Origin of the sequence: Marinobacter sp. (assembly GCF_041690455.1) — a bacterium.
Lineage (GTDB): Bacteria > Pseudomonadota > Gammaproteobacteria > Pseudomonadales > Oleiphilaceae > Marinobacter.
In genome coordinates this window covers 1-18462 of record NZ_JAWLHI010000014.1, presented here as the reverse complement: position 1 = coordinate 18462, position 18462 = coordinate 1, and the positions used below count along the sequence as shown (strand labels likewise).

At 56.7% G+C, this 18462-nt stretch carries 13 protein-coding genes and 1 pseudogene; 6 read left to right on the top strand and 8 right to left on the bottom strand.

The features are described 5' to 3' along the window. Positions 1 to 29: 29 nt before the first annotated feature. Positions 30 to 2828, bottom strand: a complete 2799-nt coding sequence (locus ACESMW_RS05085) for an EAL domain-containing protein (RefSeq protein ID WP_372985974.1) — start codon at positions 2826 to 2828, stop codon at positions 30 to 32. A 363-nt stretch (positions 2829 to 3191) separates the two neighbouring features. On the opposite strand from ACESMW_RS05085, the gene ACESMW_RS05080 reads away from it, so the two are divergent. The 6 genes and pseudogenes from ACESMW_RS05080 to ACESMW_RS05055 all read left to right on the top strand — a co-directional run bounded on the left by ACESMW_RS05080 (position 3192) and on the right by ACESMW_RS05055 (position 7128). Then, positions 3192 to 3836, top strand: coding sequence for a hypothetical protein (locus ACESMW_RS05080; RefSeq protein ID WP_372985973.1), 645 nt, complete (start codon positions 3192 to 3194; stop codon positions 3834 to 3836). Positions 3837 to 3845: 9 nt separating this feature from the next. Next, positions 3846 to 4379 carry a GTP-binding protein gene (locus tag ACESMW_RS05075; RefSeq protein ID WP_372985972.1) on the top strand — a complete coding sequence of 178 codons (534 nt, stop codon included), beginning with the start codon at positions 3846 to 3848 and terminating at the stop codon, positions 4377 to 4379. Further along, positions 4376 to 5713, top strand: coding sequence for an ATP-binding cassette domain-containing protein (locus ACESMW_RS05070; protein WP_372985971.1), 1338 nt, complete (start codon positions 4376 to 4378; stop codon positions 5711 to 5713). The genes ACESMW_RS05075 and ACESMW_RS05070 overlap by 4 nt, the downstream gene beginning before the upstream one ends. Positions 5714 to 5768: 55 nt before the next feature. Next, complete coding sequence (locus ACESMW_RS05065) at positions 5769 to 6173, top strand: hypothetical protein (protein ID WP_372985970.1); 405 nt, start codon at positions 5769 to 5771, stop codon at positions 6171 to 6173. 91 nt (positions 6174 to 6264) lie between these two features. Next, positions 6265 to 6480, top strand: a pseudogene (locus tag ACESMW_RS05060) (2Fe-2S iron-sulfur cluster-binding protein); the annotation flags it as partial. Between the two features lie 117 nt (positions 6481 to 6597). Continuing rightward, positions 6598 to 7128, top strand: a complete 531-nt coding sequence (locus tag ACESMW_RS05055; protein WP_372986014.1) for a group I truncated hemoglobin — start codon at positions 6598 to 6600, stop codon at positions 7126 to 7128. A gap of 120 nt (positions 7129 to 7248) precedes the next feature. Here ACESMW_RS05055 and ACESMW_RS05050 read toward each other — a convergent pair whose 3' ends face one another. The 7 genes from ACESMW_RS05050 to ACESMW_RS05020 form a co-directional block, all read right to left on the bottom strand. Next, entirely contained in the window at positions 7249 to 10170 is a 2922-nt protein-coding gene (locus ACESMW_RS05050) for a fibronectin type III domain-containing protein (RefSeq protein WP_372985969.1), read from the bottom strand. 166 nt (positions 10171 to 10336) lie between these two features. Further along, positions 10337 to 10594, bottom strand: a complete 258-nt coding sequence (locus tag ACESMW_RS05045) for a YdcH family protein (protein ID WP_372985968.1) — start codon at positions 10592 to 10594, stop codon at positions 10337 to 10339. An 83-nt stretch (positions 10595 to 10677) separates the two neighbouring features. Beyond that, positions 10678 to 11532, bottom strand: a complete 855-nt coding sequence (locus tag ACESMW_RS05040; protein WP_372985967.1) for a DNA ligase — start codon at positions 11530 to 11532, stop codon at positions 10678 to 10680. Then, a complete protein-coding gene (locus tag ACESMW_RS05035) occupies positions 11529 to 12239 on the bottom strand; it encodes a hypothetical protein (protein WP_372985966.1) in 711 nt (236 codons plus the stop codon). Before ACESMW_RS05035 ends, ACESMW_RS05040 begins: the two co-directional genes overlap by 4 nt. A 295-nt stretch (positions 12240 to 12534) precedes the next feature. Beyond that, the gene (locus ACESMW_RS05030) at positions 12535 to 15954 is read right to left on the bottom strand and encodes a hypothetical protein (RefSeq protein ID WP_372985965.1); all 3420 of its coding nucleotides are present in this window, start codon (positions 15952 to 15954) and stop codon (positions 12535 to 12537) included. A 55-nt stretch (positions 15955 to 16009) separates the two neighbouring features. Then, a complete protein-coding gene (locus ACESMW_RS05025; protein ID WP_372985964.1) occupies positions 16010 to 16576 on the bottom strand; it encodes a DUF4123 domain-containing protein in 567 nt (188 codons plus the stop codon). 22 nt (positions 16577 to 16598) lie between these two features. Next, on the bottom strand, positions 16599 to 18462 hold a 1864-nt coding region (locus tag ACESMW_RS05020; protein WP_372985963.1), incomplete at its 5' end, for a type VI secretion system Vgr family protein.

The window sequence follows — 18462 nt, the reverse complement described above, 5'->3', positions numbered from 1 at the left end:
GGCGTGAGCCCCCTGTTTTCAGGCCCAGGCTAGTCGGACAAATCCGGAAGCACCTCCGGCTTTCCGAAATGGAAACCCTGAAAATAATCCACTTTCATCTCCTGCAGTAAATCGGCAATATCCTCGCTGCTCACAAACTCCGCAACCACCTTTGCATCAATCTTGTGGGCAAATTCAACGATGCTCTCAGTGATCAAACGGCTCTTCTCATCCTCCAGTATTCGGGAGATGATTGAACCATCGATCTTGATAAAGTCGGGCTGAATTTCGATCAGATAGGAATAGTTGGAATAGCCGCTGCCAAAATCATCAATTGCAATTTTCGAATTCCTGGCGCGTACACCTTCCACAAACTGCTTGACCTTTGAATAATCCTGAATTGATTCCGTTTCCGTAATCTCAAAAATCAGGTTGTGGCCACCATGGAGCGAAAGCTGCTGCAGAATAAAGGCCGAGATGTCCGGATTTTCCATATCCTTGGCTGAGAGATTGACACTGATAGAAAGATTCCGGGAGGACGCAAGGGAAATTGCATCAGAGATAACCTTTTTGGTTATCTGGGGGTAATAGCGGGACTGTTTCGCCAGGTCGAGAAAGTGCAATGGCGGAATGACCTCCCCATTGCGGCCAATCATCCGTAACAAGGATTCGTACCGATCTTTCACCGCCCCGCCGCTGCCTGACACAATTGGCTGGTAGAAACTGGTGAGTCGATTCTCCTGGAGAGCCTCCTTGATCTCATTCAACCAGTAGATATTCTCGGTGTGATCGAAGTCTTCCTCGCTCAAATCCACGACCTTGTGAGTGATATTATCCTGCTTTGCTTTTTGTAGCGCCGACTCCGCAAACGTTAACAGGCGATCCTCTCCACGCCCGATACCGAAGAAGAAATCCATGTCAAAGTATTCGTTATTTACAGCAAGGGGTTTACCCTGTAGCCGGGTTGCCAACTCAGAAATATGGCTGCAAAAGCTCTCATAGCTCATAGAACTGTCCGGCAACAAGGCAAAGTGCGCACCATGGAGGCGGTATACCGCAATACCATACGTGGCACAGCGCTCCTCCAATTCGGCAGCCAGCTCCACAAGAATACGGTCCCCCATTGCAATGCCGTAGTAATCGTTGAATGACTTGAAACTTCTGACGTCCACCAGTGCTAACTGCAAAGGTTGCAGCCGTTCCAGATCTTCTATGAGCCGCGCCCGGCTTGGCAGCCCCGTCAGCTTGTCGGTTCGCTGCTGCGCCAGCTTGCTCTGGTTCAGGATGATCTCGGTAATGTCGTTACGAATACTGATGAACTCCTCAATCTCACCCTCGTGGTCCACAATCGGAACAATCGTGGTGTCTACATAGTAGGAATCGCCATTTTTTTTGCGATTCTTGAGGGTGCCCTGCCAGACCTGCCGGTTCAAAATGGTGTTCCACAAATCACGAAATACACTCGCCGGCATATCCGGGTGACGCAAAATCTGATGGGTCTTGCCGATCACTTCGTCTTTCGGAAAACCACTGATGATTTCAAACAGTTCGTTTACATAGGTAATCCTGCCTGCCGGGTCGGTCCTGGTCACGATTGCAGTCTGATCAAGCGCATGCTTGTACTGCTCCAGAAACTGGACCGAGTTGGTCAGATCCCTGGCTGTGGCATTTGCCAGGTGCGTAAGCGAACGGAGTGTTGAAACCCGCGGGATGGATACCGACAATTCTCTGCCTGCGCGCCTCGAGACTTCACCCTTTTCAGAGAGTGTGACCAGTGTGGTGGTGATATTCAGCAGACTGCAATCGGCTCCCGAATGAAAGTATTCGCCATAAGTAAAGAATCCTGCGTTGGGGCCCAGTGAGCCAATTGTGGCGATCTCCGCCGAGATGATTGATGCGAGAAAGGATCGGCGCGCCGTGCAAGAATAGGTATAGACTCCCTCGATAGGGAATTGCTCGGAAATCCGGTTAACGGTATTACGAACACCATCGGTAATTGTTTCAACATCGGCCACCCCGAACCGAACACACTCTCCACACTCCAACTTACCGGCAAATATCAATCCCCCGTCATCGGTGATCCCTACCGGCGACCGAGCCACCAGAAAATCTCCCTGGGTGCGCAGCAGGGGAAACTCCATCAGCGTCCGCGGAATGTCCAGCGCAACATCCTCGCCAAGGTAGTATTGGTAAACTTCCACCACAGGCTGGTCATTCAGTTCATAGAGAACATTACCCTTGGCACGAGTGACTTCCAGAGGTATACCGATAGGCGTCCATTCGAGAACACAGTCGCTATGGACTTCCAGCGCCTCGCTCTTGAGAACCGCCAGCACCACCCCTTCGTCATACAGCCGGTCAGCTTCAATAACAAAAGTGTGCTCAAACCGGTTGTTGTCTCCAGCGTTCCCCCCGGCAACACACAACCCGGGCGCAGCAGCGTTGAAGCCTTTAATAAAATCTTCCGGATTGTCCCTCAGACCGTTGCCAAAGATGATCACGAGGCGGGCGTCACTGTCTCGATATCGCCGCGCCCAGGCCTGTCCACTTTCATAGGACACATCCGGCGTATAGCCAGTTTCGACCGTCGTCGCCTCAAAACAGGAGAAAGACAGCAGAATACGGCCTTCCGACTGACTACCGTCGACAATCTCGCCACAGGTCGACGCCCCAATCATTCGAAAATCCGGGAGCAGGTCATTGAGTCTGCTCAGAAGTGTCCTGACGCCAGCTTCGTCCTGATCACCAGCAAATACCTGCACTAAACCAGCCTGATAGGCGAGATCGTGATCGCTGACAAACGTCAACAGTGATTCCTGATCCTGATACAGGTGGTTATGCATCTTCATGCTGTCAGCGAAGCCTTCCTTGATAACGGACGGAAATAAGGTAAGATCCAGAAGTCCGGAAAATAACCTTACAAAAAAAAGGTTATTAAGACGTTCACGAGAATTCTAGGAACAAAATTCTAAAACGCCAGCGCAAAACAAAGTTTTACATTTGGCAACAAATTCCGGCACAAATGTTGCCAAACAAGACATGTCGTATATTACGCACCTTTTAGATGCTACCTAAGGTACTGTAATACCATTGCCTGGAGCATTCCCAAAGAGTCAGCCTTCGTATTGAACAGCCAGACCAATTGCCCAGTTAAGGCCCAATAAAGCTGGCCTGTAGCCAACAACAAAACTCAACCCGGACATTCACTGCGTATGGACGCACAGACTCTCAATAACAAATCCCCGGATGCCTCTGTAGCAGCCACTTATTTCAGTCCAGACGACTATCTTCTCAATACTCTGCAACGGGCAGTTGCCAACAATCAGGATATTCGCGTAAGCAGCGGGAGTATTGGCAGCCTGACGATAATGAGCAGCCGCGGAGAGTATTTTACAGATAGCCCGGATCTGCCCGCATTACTCTGCCAGAGCCCGGATAACTGTCGCGTGAGGATTCTTGACACAGGGGACCATCAACCCCCTCCGGACTCCAGGATTGGGCGAAATATCGATGAGCTGATGTGGCAAGCTGCGTTTCACGTTTCCGAGGGTAGACTAATGGAAGGCTGTAACCAGGCCGACGTGATTCAACTGGATTACTGGCCTAACCTGACCCGCCTACCCCATACCCCCAACAGTTTCAGAATCCTGGCACTGCTCTCAAAACATCCGACCTCAGTGTTCTTTGCCTCTAGGTTACTGAAGGTGCCGGCCAGCGAAATCTATCAAATCTACAGTGCAGCCAAAGCGGCGGGCCTCAGTCGCACCATCAACCGGAAAGCTGAGGAACCTCGCCTGGAGCCTCATCGCAGCCAATCGCTGCTTTCGTCACTTCTGAAAAAGATTGCCAGGTTCTAGGAGAACGGAGTGGAGCATAAAATTATCTTTACCGGACCGGTCGGTGCTGGCAAAACCACCGCCATCGGCTCCATCAGTGACATCCCGGTTGTCAGTACCGAAAGCAAGGCCAGTGACGAGGTCGCCAAGCAAAAAGCGACAACAACGGTTGCCATGGACTATGGCGTAATGAAGCTCGGGGAAGGCTTGAAAGTTCACCTTTACGGCACCCCTGGGCAGGAACGTTTCAGATTTATGTGGGACATCCTCACCATTGGCGGCCTGGGCATCGTGATACTGATCGATAATGACCGCGAAGATCCACTAGCTGATCTGGACTTCTATGTCCGCGCCTTCGAGACTTTCATAAAAAAGAACGCGCTGGTTGTAGGCGTTACCCGCATGGATACCAAGCCCCGCCCGGGACTTTACTCTTATCACACCCGACTCTCCGAGCTCGGCATTCAGGCTCCCGTTTTTGAGGTGGATGCCCGTGAGAGGACAGACGTCTCCATCATGCTACAGGCGCTCCTGGCCATGCTGGACCCGGGGGCTCAACGATGACGCCTGGCGACTCGGCGGATTCCACACCTCCGGTTTTATCCCTGCGAGGTTTCGGCGTCGGCTTCGGAGAAAAAAACATCCTCGTCAGCCTGGATCTGGATATCCCCGACCGACAGGTGGCAATCCTCCTCGGGCCAGCCGGTACCGGAAAATCAACGCTGCTCCGAACCCTCAGTGGTTATAACGATGCCAGCCCCAACCTCAGGACCTGGGGAGAGGCAACCTATCTGGGCAACCCGATTTCCACCAGAGAGCGCCCGGCGCTTGTGGCCCAAAATACCCGGATGATGATGTCCAGCGTCCTGGAGAACATCATCCATGACCTTCCTGAACGCCAGGGACTTTCTCCTCTGCAGCAACGGCAACTCGCCATGCGTCTTCTGGAGTCGGCCGGCCTGAGTGAACTCGTTGAACGAATCGACGAACCGGTAGTCCATCTTGATCTTGCCCTCCAACGGCACCTGGCCATCATGCGCATGGCTGCAACCGGCTCACGACTGTTAATGCTGGACGAGCCGACCGCGGGGCTCAACGAACCGGAGGCGAAACGACTATTGGAGTGCATCGCTGATGAAGGGCGGAAACGCTCGATCATTGTCGCTCTTCATAATCTGGGGCACGCCCGACAACTCGCAGGCGACACTATTTTGCTGGCGGGTGGCAACATTCAGGAAGTCACACCTACCGAAGAGTTTTTGATAAAGCCGGGAACCGAGGCCGGGCGAGCGTTCATTCGATCCGGATCCTGCTCCCTGCCTGATCCCGATACAGATCCGGAAAGTCTTGACCCTGAGGCGCCTCGACCCGCTGTTATCCCGGCCAAGGCAAAACAGTATGTAAGCGACAGTTTCGGGCCACGGGGTTTCGTCTGGCTCCAAAAGGGGCAATTGGCCGGCACCCCCCGGCCGGGCATCGTCCAGGATCTTGAGTACGACCTGAAGGCCTTGCGCCGGGTCGGTGTTACAAACCTGATAACCCTCACCACGACGCCACCCGAAGTCGAGGCGCTCGCAAAGTTCGGAATAGAGAATATCTGGTCCCCGTTTCCCGATATGGCCCCTCCCAGTGAGGAACAGGCGCTGGATCTGTGCGAGAAGATTTACCAAATCAACAGCGCAGGTGGAGTGGTGGCGGTTCACTGTCGCGCAGGCCTTGGAAGGACCGGAACCATTCTGGCCGCCTACCTGATCTGGGAAGGCGCCAACGCACTGGACGCATTGGAAGCAGCTCGGCGTATTGAACCACGCTGGGTCCAGTCGGAAGCCCAGGCGGAGTTCCTGGAACAGTTCGCCCGGTTTCTTGCCGGGCGAACACAAGCAGTTCAGGTGTCTTGAGATACAGCCACCAAACTAACGATAACAACAGTATATAAGAAAGGAGAATGCACAGATGAGTCTTGAAGAGGCCATTCAGAAGTCCATTTCCGAGATCCCAGAGTGTCTCGCGGGCGGCTATGTAGATCTTACCAGCGGCATGCTGTTGGGTATAAAAACGGTAGACTCCCACCCTCAGGAAGTTCTCGAAATGCTGGCTGCAGCCACAGCCGACCTGTTCCAGGGCCCCAACGTGGTCACCATCGAGAATATGTTCAAGAAAGCCCGCGGGCTTCCACTGGACGACTTCCACTACTTCCAGGAAATCATCGTTAACAGCGAAAACCTGATCCACATCTTCATGCGCAGCAAGGCAAATCAGGAACACGTGGTAACGTTTGTATGTCGCCGGACCGCAAACCTCGGGATGGTACTGACCAAGGCCCGCGCAGCTCTGCCAAAGGTCGAAGCTGCCCTTTAAGCCATCTGGTTTCAGTTAGTTGCGAGATGAAAGTCATTGCCGCGTGCAGCGGCAATGACTTTCATGAACGTTCCGAAAGAGACAGTGTTGTATGTATACCATTGAATATCAGGGTCAGGACTATAAATGCAGGAGCGACGAAACGATTCTCGAGGCCATGTTGAGGCACGGAGTCAAGTTCCCATTTTCTTGCCGCAAGGGTTCCTGCCACGCCTGCATCCACATCGCGGAAAAAGGACGTCTCTCGGAAGAAGCCCAGAAAGGGCTCGATAGCCAGAAAAAAGATGAGGGCTGCTTCCTCCCCTGTCTATGCCGTCCCGTGGACGATATGGTGATTGCTGCTCGACCGAAACGCAGCAGAGACAGGTGCGCAACTCCGTCGGAGGAGGAAACCGAAAGCGGCGTCCACAGTCCGGATCCGGAAATGTGGCAGGCACTCGGGGAAGGGTCAGTGCTCAGGGCGATACTCGAAGACTTTTATAGCCGGGTATACGAGGATCCCCGCTTGTCACCTTTTTTCCACGGCGTCACGATGAAACGTGCGATTGAAAAGCAGTTTCTATTTCTGCGGCAAAAGTTCACTGGCGAGAAAGTCTATTTTGGCGACCGTCCTCGCAATGCTCATCACTGGATGGTCATCTCCAACGAACTGTTCGACTACCGCGAATCGATCATGCTGGATTGCCTGCGCCGTCATGGGCTGCCGGAGCAGCTGGTTGAGCGCTGGAGGGCGCTTGAAAACAGTTTCCGCAGCGATATCGTCAAGGACAAACCCTGGAACCGAAAAATCGGTGACATAGAGATACCGGTTTCCGGTTTTGACGAGGTCAATCTCGACGTAGGCTCCCTCTGCGACAGCTGTGGCAATGAAATTGATGCCGGAGTCACCGTACGCTATCACCTGCGACTGGGTAACGTGTACTGCCCGGATTGCATGTACTCCATCGGGGAGTAACAAAAGCGCTGCCGATATCAGATTCCGGTCCATCATTGTGAACCAGCTCACCCTGGTTGTTTACTGACCGGCTTGGTGAGCTGGAGAACGTGCGGTAACGGCCATCGGACGTCAGTCCCTTCAGGGACTGACGTTAAATACCCCATGCACTACTTCGTCGCCACCAGCGTCCGTGATCACAGCGGTAATGACGTGCTGGCCAGCCAATCCCTCAAGGCTGAATGGGTAGGCATCGCGCGGAGGCTTGGTATCCGTTCCCGCAAAATCCCAGGGGGCACGGTTTTCCACCTTGATCGGGCTGCCCAGTCGGTCCGGATCATCCAGATAGAACTCTACTCTCTTCATGCCGTCAATGTCAGGCACAAAGATGTACACCTCACCGCTCAGGCTTGAGCCGTCAAGCGGCACCGCATTGCTCCGGTCCGCCGCCAGCGATACCGCCAGGGTGTATAGAGAGGGTTGGTCATAGACGAGACTGACCGGAACGGTCAGTTGCTCTCCGGTCCCTGCTTCAATCACTACATCCGCCTGGTACTGGCCGGGGGAAAGCGCCGAGGCATCGGCAGTCAGAACGAGAGTTTCGGGTAGCTCTCCGATAGCGGGCTCTACGCCAAGCCAGGCCGCCGTACTGCGCGCGCTGTAGCTCGGGTTACTGCCATCGGTCATCTGTACCAGGACATCCTGCTGGGCCAGTGACTGAGGCGGCGTTAGCCCGAACAGAACGCTGCCCGGGGTGGCATCCAGCTGCGGGACGTCATTGGCCACCATGAATCCGGCCGACACCAGAACCTCAAGCCCCCCGGAAATGGTGAGGCGAGCGCCAAGTTCATGGCCACCGTCCGCCAGCGTCCCGGTGTCATAGGGGTAAGCGGTATCATCGGCGGCTGTGCCGGCCAGATCGAACGGGGGCACATTCTCGGTTTTGGTGACAACGCCGGTGCCGGTCGGATCGTCCATGTAAAAACGCACCTGGCTAACGTCGGTATCCGGACTGGTGAAAACATATTGTTCACCCTGCAATATGGCGCCTTCCAGGGGAACGGCTCCCGCCCGCTCGGGGCTGTTCGACACCCAAAGTCCATAACTGGACGCGCCAACCCGCAACACCACCGGCACCCAGGTGGCACTGTCTTCCCCGGCAGTGATCTGCAGGATGCCGCGGTACTCACCGACCGCCAAGCTGGAGGCATCTGCCACTAACTCTATACTTGCCGGCGTCACTCCCGAGACCTGCGAAAGTGACAACCAGCCCGGGACCTGACTGATTTCGAAATCCAGTGCAGCGCCATCACCACCGGTTACGCTCAGACTTTCAGAGACCACTTCACCCGGCTCGGCCAGTAATGCGACTTGCCGAGGCTGCGCCACCACCTCCGGCGCACAGCCATTGAAAGAATACCTGACCCAGTCTATCTGCAGCGGCTCAGAACCATCGCCTGCAACTCCGAACACATCCACATCGAGCGTGCCCGTGGCCGTTACCGAAAGGTGGGCAAAATGGTGCAACGTATTGTTCCGGAACACGCTCCAGGCAGGTGGCTCCGAGGTACGCCAGGGTGAGAAATCCTGCGAAATATTGCTGAGCTTGCCACCGGGGGCAACCTTCAGCCAGCTCACACCATCGTCTGGGCCATAACAATGGCGATTGTCTGATGTTGGCGTGTTTGTGGCAGGCACATTGACCAGCGGATAGGTTCGCTCATAGGACTGATCGTGGGCAGTGAGCACCACCTGGACACCCGCAGCCTCAAAGATCGGCCCGAGCTGGTCACGAAGTGGCAGGGCAGAGGGATGATTGGTGCCCTCCGAGAACGGGGCCGCGTGCAGATAAGGCACCAGCCAGCGCTGCCCCCGGCCTCTGGCAGCTGCCAGATCGGCGCTCAACCAGTCCAGCGCATCCTGCGGGAGTTGCTCGTACTCATTCAGTCCGAAGATTGATACAAAATGGGCCTCACCGGCATCAAAGCTGTACATCCGACGACCGTTCCAGCCCTCGGGCGTCACAAAGTAATTAACCCAGGTATCAAAGCCCTCCCCTAAAAGCACTTCATGGTTGCCATAGGTCGGCATCATCGGGCTTTGGCTGGCGATTGCCGACATCTGGTCAAACCAGGCGGCAATAGAGCGCTCAAGGGTGACATAGCGCTTATCGGTATTGAAATAGGCGTAGTCACCGCCCAAAAGCACCAAGCGCGGATTGCGCCGGGCAATTTCCAGAATCACTTGCTCAGTTCCGGTTGCCAGCCCGTCAAGACGACCGACCAGACCGGTATCGGCGACAAAAATTGCATCAAAGTCCGCGGGGCCCGGTGCCGGTGCTGTATAACTTTCGTATACCCGACTCCAAACATCCGGGGCAAGCGCCGCACGAAACTCGTAACGCGTATCAGCAAGCAGTCCCTCAAGGTTGACCAACAGATACTGACCATCAGCTGTGGAGTGACTGACCGTACCACTGGCCTGCTCCCAGGCACTCTCACCAGCCCGACGGTAGCTCACCGTAGCCGGGGTTCCCGCAAGCGGCGAGAACCACATCACTGCCAGCGATCCGGAAGGATCGCCTTGCCAACCGGTATGCAGCTGCCCGGCCTCGCCGCCCGGCTCCGGTGGCGGCTGGTTGGCAACCTGCATCAGCCCCTGAAGGGTCTGTACCACCGAACCACCCTGGTAAAGCTCGGCACTGACCTGGTAGTTGCCATCCACCAGGTCACGGGTGTCGTAGGCATAGGCCAAATCATCCGGAGTAGTGCCGGCAAAGTCCCAGGGAATGCGGTTTTCAGTCTTGACGAGAGTCCCATCGAGATAGAACCGAACCTGATCCACCGCATTGGCATCGGCCACAAAAATATAGACCTGGCCCTGTAGCGGCGCTGTCTCAAGGCTCTGGGGCGAGCTTCGATCCGATGAGAGCGACACCAGTAGCTCGGCGCCAGACGCACGCAATGGCAAAAGGGCCAGCACCAGAAACAGGGTGAGGAACAATCCAGTAGCACACGTCAATACGCGGGCGTGGCGGGGGAAAGCAAAGAAGCGCCGAACCATAACGACCACCTCCCGGGGATAGGATCGGGGGACCGTAGAAGTTCAGCATATTCAGTGCCAGCTCTCTAAGCGCCTGAAAGCTTTCCCGAAGTAAAATCATCGGGGATGCTGGCAGCAAAGAGCTGTATATTTTTCTGACACTTTTGATGCGGAGAACAAAAGGGGCTCAGCTGGCCAAAGAAGCCTCATACTCCCGGATCATTGAGTAAAGTTGATCCTTCAGGTGCAGACGCTGCTTCTTCTGGTCTTCAAGGTAGTCATCCGAAGTATTCTCCGCCCCGCTCTCGATGCGATGAATTTCATGGTCCAGCTCGTGGTACTCGTCGAACAGTTTGGCGAAGTGCGTGCTGCCTGTTTTCAGCTGGTGGATCGCTTCGCGGGATTCGGGCAACTCGTGGATCAGATCGTGCTTTTCAAGGGACATGGTTGGCTCCTGCCAGGGTGAACTAAGGTTCTTGTATTCAGTCTATGAAACCCTGGTCACCACCATCTTGACGCTGGTCAACATCACTGTGTGGGGGCTGCTTCCGGCTCGTCCTGGCGGACTCTCAGAAAGCTGGCAAAGCGGGGAAGCCCGGTCGCCGTGTAGCCGTGATGCTTGAAGGTGATCAGCTGCCCCGGTTGCGGCGGGTTGGCCCGCTCATCGTCCGAGAACCCGGTACCGATTCGGAACCGGCGACCGTCCGGTAACTCCACCAGCAGCGAGCCCAGCAGCCCCTCGTATTTGCCCTGTCCCTTGATGTGATCCACGACCACAGCCTCGGAATCCTGGAAGGTTTTCACTTTCAACAGATCATCCGATCTCCCTGCCAGGTAGCGGCTGGCCTTGCGTTTGAGCATCAGCCCTTCACCGCCGGCCGCCACGATCCTGTTCAACTCTGCGATCAGAGCCTCGTGACCGGATATCGGTTTCTGCTCCACCAGTCGGAGATAATCTGACTCTGTGGCCTCGACCAGCCGCTTCAGTTTCTCGTAGCGTTTGGAAAACGGGATATTTGGCGACGGATAATCGAAAACGTGGAAGGCAACCTGTCGCCAGCTCGCCTCATCCGGCCTGGCGGTTCGAACAATGCCCGAGAGCTCGGCAAACCGTCCCCGCCCCAGCCACAGCTCACCATCGAGCGGATGCGTCGGAAAATCCTCGGTGAACCAATTCGGGGCTTGATACACATGCCCGCCCCGGGACCAAAGCTTTTCGCCATCCCAGTAAGCCCGAACCCCATCAAGCTTTTCACTGACCCAGTAGTCGGCGAGATTGACGCCCTTCTGGTAGACATTCGCCAGTGGCAGGGGGCGAGGTTCCGGATAGGCGTGACCGGCAACAAACACCAGAAGCAGTATCAGGGTCGCTATACACCTCACACCATGGCTCCGGCGTTCAGGTTCGGGACACTGTCCTGCATTCGGTCCCTGAGCTGGTGCCACGGGAATTCCCGGATGGCGTTGAGATGGGCGGGATAGCCTTCCTTCTCCCACCACTCAAGGTCCAGCGTGGCCCAGTAGTCTGCCGGGCGGCCACGATTGCCGGCGGCATCGTACTCGGCGGTGGTGGGATCCAGGTGCCGATAGGGTTCCAGAGCCGGAATATCAGGCAGGGGCTGGCTCACATCCATATAACGTTGCAGCTCGTCCCAGTGGGCATAGAGTTCATGCTTGAGGGTGGAGTGCACAGACGTCACAGCGGTCTGCCACCCGCTATACCGGTGACGCAGCTGGAGCTTGCAGCTGGTAGGGCCTTTGGGGTTCACATGAAACGAAATGTAGGGATCAAACTCGATAAACGGCGCCTCGAAGGTTTCCTCGCGCCAGGTACGGAACTTCACCATCCCGGTCGGGCGAAAGAAACCGCAGCCCAGGTCCTTGACGATGAAGTCGGGGTGGCGTTCCAGGAACCAGGTGAAGGGGTAACGGAAGAAGAGGTGGAGACACACAATGGCTATTATCGGAGACGTGGCGTTGATGAACGCAGCCACAATGCCGGCCTGAATCGCCGCAGCTAAAAAAGTGGCAATGGCACAGAACATCCAGAACCCGAACATGTAGTAATCAGCGAAACCGCCTGCGAACATCAGTAAAAGCTGCCACCGGGTTTTGATAAAGTCCGTTGGCATGACTTGATGCGTCCACTTTGGACCTGCCAGGCGAGTTGCTCCGTTACCCTTTGCTCTTTTCTGGTAGATCCCAACCGAGCTGGGTTTTAAATGAATGTCCAGACCAGAGTAATGCCCCCAAGCCAGACGCTCTATGAAGTCTCCGCCTTCCAATGCCTTGGCAAAACCACCGGGATCTTCAAGTGGCTTTTGTAACGGGATGGCATCGGATCTGAAGGCATCATCGCTATACCCTTCTACTTGCTCCGCCAAACTACTTTTGCCACTCGACATCCAGGTCCTCCATCGTGTGGGTCACTCTCCGGGTTGTGTATTTCTGTGTTTCTCGATGCCAGACATTCAGGGTAAAGGTGAGCGACAATCGCTCGACGCGGTAGCGAGTAGTTAGCCGCTCATAACGTCCTCTGGGTCTCAAATCCGACAACTGAGTGTCAGCTATCAGGAAGTCGATAGCCTGACGAACAGCGTCGTAACGCTCCTCAATGCCACGGCCAATTCGACCAGAGCGAGTGGCCAGGGTCTCGGTTTGCCAGCCGCCAGCCGGATTTGGGCCGAGGATTCGATACAACTCCTGTTCAAAGACGATATCCAGCTCAATGTCGGCGGGCTCACCGGTTATCGCCAGGGCGGGACTGGCAAAGGTCAGGACACTCTGTGCATACCCCTCCCATGCGTTTAGCCTATGAGCATTCAGCCATTCGGACATTCGCTCGTTTTCAATACGTCGAAGAGCCACGGGAGTCATCGCCTTGATCAGTTCGATATAGGCAACTCCCTCATTCTCAAACGCGTCATCCCTTTCCTTCAGGTCGCCCGAAAAGGGGCCGGCCCTGAGCCATTGACTGACAGCATCATCTTTAAGTCGATAGCAGGCGGCCTCTCCCAAGACATAGGTTGCAAACCCCAATGCCGTAACATAACCCGATGCTACCGTGCCTCCCCAGCTCGCAGCCGCAGGTATCAACCGCCCCAATGCGGCTTGAACAGCCTTAACCGATGACCTTTCAACGGCTCTGCGACCTGCAGGAGTTAAAATTCGCGCTGCAATAATATCCGCGCTGGTCGTCGTGGCCACACCAGACGCCTGGATTACCTGAGCCGCTCCGGTTCCCCAGCGCTGATGCAGAAATGAAGTCACGGCGTCACTAAGGATCAGTGCAGTGGTGAACATACCGGCCAGCCAACCGCCGGCTTCGACGTGATTACGCACAACTGAATTGGCCAAACGGTCGTTCGTACCAAATTGCTCTGCAAGACTGGAAAACCATCTCGCTTCCGTTTTCCATTTCGAGACTTCGAGTGCAAGTCTCCGGGGTTGGTTTGGGACCAAAGCAATAAGTTGCGCAGCACTCACTCCCAGATCTGCAGCAGCACTGAGAAAGCCCATTACATTCCGGGAATTCGGAGCGTTCAGTGAGCCAAACGCCATCCCCAAATTCCACAAATCAAACACCACCAAAATCCCCGGCAACCCCACCGGACTGGTGGTACTCTGATGCAGCCAGTGCCGTACCCTTTGGTCCTTGACCGTACCATCAAAAGCGTCAGCCTCCGCCAGCCTCAGGGACGCTCCCACCGCCGCCCCGGAAGTCAGGGTCTGACCGCTTTCATCCACAACATCGAGCACCACGAACGCACGACCTTCTTCCGTGCCTTCCAGCTGGACCCGGGTGCGGCCTGGAATCGCCGCCTGGGCAAAACCTTCAAAAGCTCCCTGAATCCGGCTGACTTCCGCACTGAATGTGGCGCCTTTCTGCTGGAGTTCTTTCTGGATCGTACCCAGCCACCATTGGGCTACGCCGCCAGCAATGCCAGTAAAAGCATTGCTCACAGATCTTGTCGCAGCGAGGACCGCGGCGGTATCTGGCGCCCGGCTTTGTGCCTGATGATCGACCAGTTCCCGTATAACGTTGCCCTCAAGCACCCGCAGGCTCTGGCTTCGGTCTTCCAGGGCAGCAACCATGGCCCGGAGGGTTTCAGCGGTGGCATCGCCAATCTGGCATTCCTGCCGATAGTTATCGAATGGCAGCAACATTGCCCCCACCGGGTGCTCACCCCGGGCGATGCGGAGCGCCAGCATTTCAGCACTCTGCCCCGCCTCCTCGTCAACTTCCTGGGGCAACAGCAGAGGATCAATGCGATCCGCGGGCAACGACAGCACCTGAAGGATGGGCACCGTCTGGTAGAAACCGGCGACAGCATTGCCAGACTCAAGGGCAAACAGGTCACGGAGCACCGCGGTCAGGCTCTCCGATTGAGTATTCTCGAGCATGCGGACAATCGCCGCCTGTGCCTCTTTCACAAACTCGCGGATTGCCCTGCGTTCAACGTCATACATCGTTCGACAGAGACGGCCCTCCTCGCTGTCGTCCAGCCGGTTGTCAAACCAGCCACCGTCGATGTACAGCGGATTGTCTCTGCCGTCGGGAAGCACACTGCGCCGGAAGTTGTTGTGGAACAGCTCCGCCGTGACACCGAAGGGCCGTTTCTTGACGTTATCCACCAGGGCCAGCAATAACGCGAGGGAGGCATTGACCTGCCCCACCAGATGTCGGGCAGCCTGAACGGGATCCCTCAGGTGAAGGGTGAGTAGATGACGATCCCGGAGCGATTCGAACGCATCGGTACCTTCGGTAATGTCCGGAAGCCTTGCGCCCCGGAGATGGGCTCGACGCCAACTCGGAAACAGGGAAGGCGTCTCAATGAAATAGTCGGCGTCGACGCTCGCGTCGTCCGACTCAATGGCGTCTCGTTGTGCCACCAACGTCTGCTGGGCCGCGCCCGCTTCCTGGCCATCCACATCGCACAACCAGTGTCCGGGGCAGGTGTGGTCGTGCTCGATCGCATGCTCTCGAGAGCGCATCGGAGACATGTCATCCAACCGGCACCAGTCCGTTCCGGGGTGCCCCGGATGACGTCCCAGGAATGCCCGAACCGCTCGGGCGTCACGGCATCGCTGATTACGAAGTGACTGATCCTCCTCCAGGGCCCGGACATAATGCCAGGACCACTGGGTCTCGCTGAACGCCAGCTGCACCTCATCCCATACATCACACCCGAGCAGTCGAGCCGGCACATGGATCACGTCGATTTCCGGTCCGACCGGCACACGGTCGTTCGCTCGATCCGAATCACTCTCGCGGACTTTGACGAGATCGGTGTCACGCATGACCGGCGCTCCATCCTCTAGGGTCATGACGGACCCTTCACGCCACAGTCGGCCACGGAAAAAGACATAGATCCAACCAGTGCGCATGGGCGCCGGGATGACTTCATCAAAGCCGCTGACCGGACGATTCCGGGTCAGCTCGCCGGCATCGCAAAACAGCGTCGGATGAACGGAAACCATCAGGTTGTCCTGGTATTCCCGTTGAGGCGGTTTCAGAGCCTGCGGGCCAAATTCCTCACTCTCGATTACCGGAATCACGACCTTTTTGCTTTCACCCTGAAGTTCCAGCACAAGTGAACGCTTTCCGGATGCTTCCAGGTGGCCAGCAATGATGGGGCCCATTCGGCCGCGCCGGTCCGCACACGGTTCCATGGGAATCACTTCCACCTGATCGCCATTCCGCTCATGGAGGCAGTAGTGATGGCCTGCGAGAGACTGCTCTCCGGTCAGTTCCAGCCAGAACGTACTGGACGGTGCACAGGGTGGTGCCTTAATGGCTGACATTGTTGAAGTTCCTTTCCTTCAGGCCCGCACATCCTGCGCAGGCCGATCCTTACAATTAGCGGGAAAACCCGTGCACCGAGGTCAAGAGCCGTTCAAAGGCGGCATCCTGCTCATGGTTCAGGCCACGGAAGTCTTCCTTGAGACCGACCGTACTCGACCAATCAACCCCGCCTCCGCGATCAATACTCCAGATCAGCAGATCCCCTTTTCCAGTCAGGCTGACGAGCGCTTCAGGCCGGCATGCGGCCATCCTCTCAAGGAATCGGTTGTCGTAGGGGCGCAGAAAACACGGTCCGTAATGCTCCAGCTGAACCATCAGGCTTTGTCGGAAACCGGCCAATGCCGCACCCGGTTCCCGGCCGGACACAAGCACCAGCACTGCTTCGTCCGCCGCCCATCCGGTGACGGCATGCTGACAGAGCAAGCTGTCGGAAGTGGTCGCCACCACAATGGGACCGGCGTCCCTGTAGCGCTCAAATGGCGTTTGATTAAACAGCCAGCACCAATCCGGATCATCGTCCAGGGTATAAATCTGCCGGAGCACCTCCCCCTCTTCATACCTCGCGGCATCAATGATCAGCAGGCAACCTTGGTCCCGGGCAATCCGATGACGATCAAGCATTTGCCGGAAACCCGACAGCATTTCACACATGGCTGGTGCAGGGGCAGTTGCGGACATCGCAGGTTCCGTCGAGTTTTTTCTGGCAACGTTGCTGCGCTGGCGCTCTTTCCGAAGCTGCCGTCAACAGAGCAGTCCTGAAGCTGGGAGAGGCAGCCGCGTCCGATCGCTGACTAGCATCGGCAAACCGAGCGGGTGCCACCACGATCCCTTGTTCCCTGACCACTTCCGGCATCTCCGCCATCCGGACCTTTTGCCCACTACCTTTGCCTGGCGAGCCACCGGCATTCATCCTGATAGCCGCGCCCCCCATGGCAACGCCACCGGGGTCGATCTTCACAAAACTGCCCCCGGCCTTGAGCGTGATCTCGGCACCGGCCTCAATCACTGCCTTCTGACCGGCCCTGATGTGCAATTCGGTGCCGGACTCGCTGAGCCAGGCGGTGCCGGCTTTCAGGTGAAGGGTACCGGTAACCCTAAGGCTGTGGTCTTTACCGGTCTGTTCGCGTTTTTCGCCGTCCACAGTGTGATGGCTTGAGCCTTTGGTGTGACTGTGACAGTTGTTTTCCACAGTCAGGTGACTGTCGTTTTTGATGACCTCGGTGCGGTTGTGCTGGATGAGCAGGTCCAGATCTTGCTGGGCGTGAATGTAGACTTGCTCTTCTCCGGCCTCGTCCTCGAAGCGCAGTTCGTTGCTGCCCTCGCCCTTGTGGGTCTTGGTTTTCAGGGTGGTGCGGGTCTTGTGCGCCGGTAGTTCGTACGGGGGCTGATTGATGGCGTGGTAGGTGCGGCCGGTGATGATGGGTTGGTCCGGATCGCCATCCAGAAAACTGACGATGACTTCGTGGCCGATGCGGGGTAGTGCCATGAAACCGTATTGGCCACCGGCCCAGCCCTGACTGATGCGGAGCCAGGCGCTGCTGTGCTCATCGTTGTTTGAATAGCGGTCCCACGGAAACCGCACCTTTACCCGGCCGTATTCGTCGCAGTGGATTTCCTCGCCTTCCGGGCCGGTCACAATGGCGATCTGGGGGCCGTCCATGATTGGCTTGTGGTCTGTTCTCTGTCGCCAGGTTCTGTCCGCGGGCACCGCGTTGAAGAAGTTATGGTAGGTGGTCGGTTCCTGGCCGCCCTCCTCTTCCAGGGCCTGGGGCTGCTTGCCGGTGTGCGTGGCGGCAGTGAGTAACCATTCCCGGTTCAGGGCCTGGTTGTCGTGCTCAGTGAGCGAGAGTTTGACGCCGGGGGTGAAATCAGGCCGGTTGCTTTCGCCGTGGCCGGCGGAGGCATCGTTTCTCAGGGCGTCCAGGCGGGCTTGGGTGAAGGGCTGGCCACTGGCATCGGCCTTGTAGCGGCCGGGGTAGTCGTAGTGCTGGTAGTCTTCGCGGTGGTTCAGGTCGGCCGCGCCCTGCTCGTGCATCAAGGCGTAGGCGGGATTTTTGAAGGTGTAGTCCTTGAGGGCCACGGACGCGGCGCGGACGCGTTCCTGGTACTTGAAGCGGAAGATACAGGATTGCCGGGTACTGCCACCCGCCCGACCGTTGTAGGGGGCCGGCTCCAGCTTCGGGGCATCGCCGTGGTGATCGGCGAAGACCAACGCCGGTTGCTCTTCCGCATCCACACTGCCGTGCTGGTACCGGTAATGCCAGCCTTCCTCGGCGGCCAGCCTCTCGATAAAGGCCAGGTCGCTTTCCCGGTGCTGGACGCAGTATTCCCGTTCCTCCGGAGCGCGTTTCAGATCGAAGATCGTATCCACGATGCCCCGCTCTTCCAGCAGGGTTCGGATAATGACCTCGGTACTCTGGCCCTGGAAGATGCGGCTGTTGTGCATCAGGCCGAGGCGCCACAGCGGGGGCTGGAAGATGACTTCGTAACGGGTACGTCGATGGCCG